This is a genomic window from Kitasatospora sp. NPDC029312 (assembly GCF_055569215.1).
Genome location: NZ_JBVHXY010000095.1, coordinates 1 through 1,539, shown reverse-complemented (window position 1 = coordinate 1,539; position 1,539 = coordinate 1). Strand labels below are relative to the sequence as shown.

The 1,539-nt window shown below is 68.0% G+C and carries 1 protein-coding gene; it reads left to right on the top strand.

The annotated features are described in order from the left end of the window. Positions 1–19: 19 nt before the first annotated feature. A partial coding sequence (locus tag ACZ4WV_RS35415) for an amino acid adenylation domain-containing protein (protein WP_465753213.1) occupies positions 20–1,539 on the top strand: 1,520 nt, incomplete at its 3' end.

Below are 1,539 nucleotides of genomic sequence, written 5' to 3'. Positions count from 1 at the left end.
GTTGTTGATGGGTCGGTCGGTGGATGTGGTGGTGGCCACGCTGGCGGTGTTGAAGGCTGGTGGGGTGTATGTGCCGTTGGACGGTCGTGCGCCTGTGGGCCGGTTGGTGGAGGTGGTGGCGCAGACTGCGGCGTCGGTGGTGTTGGCGGATGCGGGTTCGTTGGTGGTTGCGGGTGAGGTGGTGGCGGCTGCGGGGGTGGCGGCCGAGGTGGTGCTGGTGGGTGCCGGGGATGGTTTGGAGGAGTGGTCGGCTGAGGGTTTGGGGGTGGTGAGTGAGCCGGGGGCGTTGGCGTATGTGATGTTCACGTCGGGGTCGTCGGGGGTGCCGAAGGGCGTTGCGGTGGCGCATCGTGATGTGTTGGCGTTGGCGTTCGATTCGGCGTTCGCGGGTGGGGCGCATGAGCGGGTGCTGGTGCATTCGCCGCATGCGTTCGACGCGTCGACGTATGAGGTGTGGGTGCCGCTGCTGTCGGGTGGTACGGCGGTGATCGCTCCGCCCGGTGATCTCGACGTGGCCACCTTGACCCGGGTGATCGGTGAGGAGCGCATCACCGGCCTCTGGATGACGGCCGGCCTGTTCCGTCTGGTGGTGGAGGAGGCGCCGGAGGCGTTCGCGGGTGTGCGGCAGGTGTGGACCGGTGGTGATGTGGTGCCGGCGGAGGCGGTGAGGCGGGTTCTGGAGGTGTGCCCGGGGACGGTCGTGGTGGACGGTTATGGTCCGACGGAGACGACGACGTTCGCGACGTCGTTCCGGATGGATTCGGTGGGGTCGGTGCCGGAGGTGGTGCCGATCGGCCGGCCGTTGGACGGCATGCGGGTGTATGTGCTGGATGGTGCGTTGCGGTTGGTGGCGCCTGGTGTGCTGGGTGAGTTGTATGTCGCGGGTGAGGGTGTGGCTCGTGGCTACGTGAACCGTCCGGGTCTGTCGGCGGAGCGTTTCGTGGCGGATCCGTTCGGGCCGGCGGGTGGGCGGATGTATCGCACGGGTGACCTGGTGCGTTGGGGTGTGGACGGGCAGTTGGAGTTCGTGGGCCGGGCTGATTTCCAGGTGAAGGTGCGGGGTTTCCGTATCGAGCTGGGGGAGATCGAGGCGGCGGTCGGCGCCTTCGGGGGTGTGGCGCAGGCGGTGGTGCTGGTGCGTGAGGACCGTCCGGGTGACCAGCGGATCGTGGCCTATGTCGTGCCCAAGGACGGTTCCGTGGTGGTTTCGGAGCTGCGTGGCCACTTGCAGTCGGTGTTGCCGGAGTACATGGTGCCGTCGGTGTTCGTGGAGCTGGGAGCGTTGCCGTTGACGCCGAACGGGAAGTTGGACCGTAAGGCGCTGCCGGTGCCGCAGTCCGGTGGGGCGACGGTGGGGCGGGCGCCGCGGACGCCGCAGGAGGAGATCCTGTGCAGTCTGTTCGTCGAGGTCCTGGGTGTGGACGGGGTGGGGATCGACGAGGGTTTCTTCGATCTGGGTGGTCATTCGCTGTTGGCGACGCGGTTGGTGTCGCGGGTGCGGTCGGTGTTCGGTGTGGAGGTGCCGATCCGGGCGGTGTT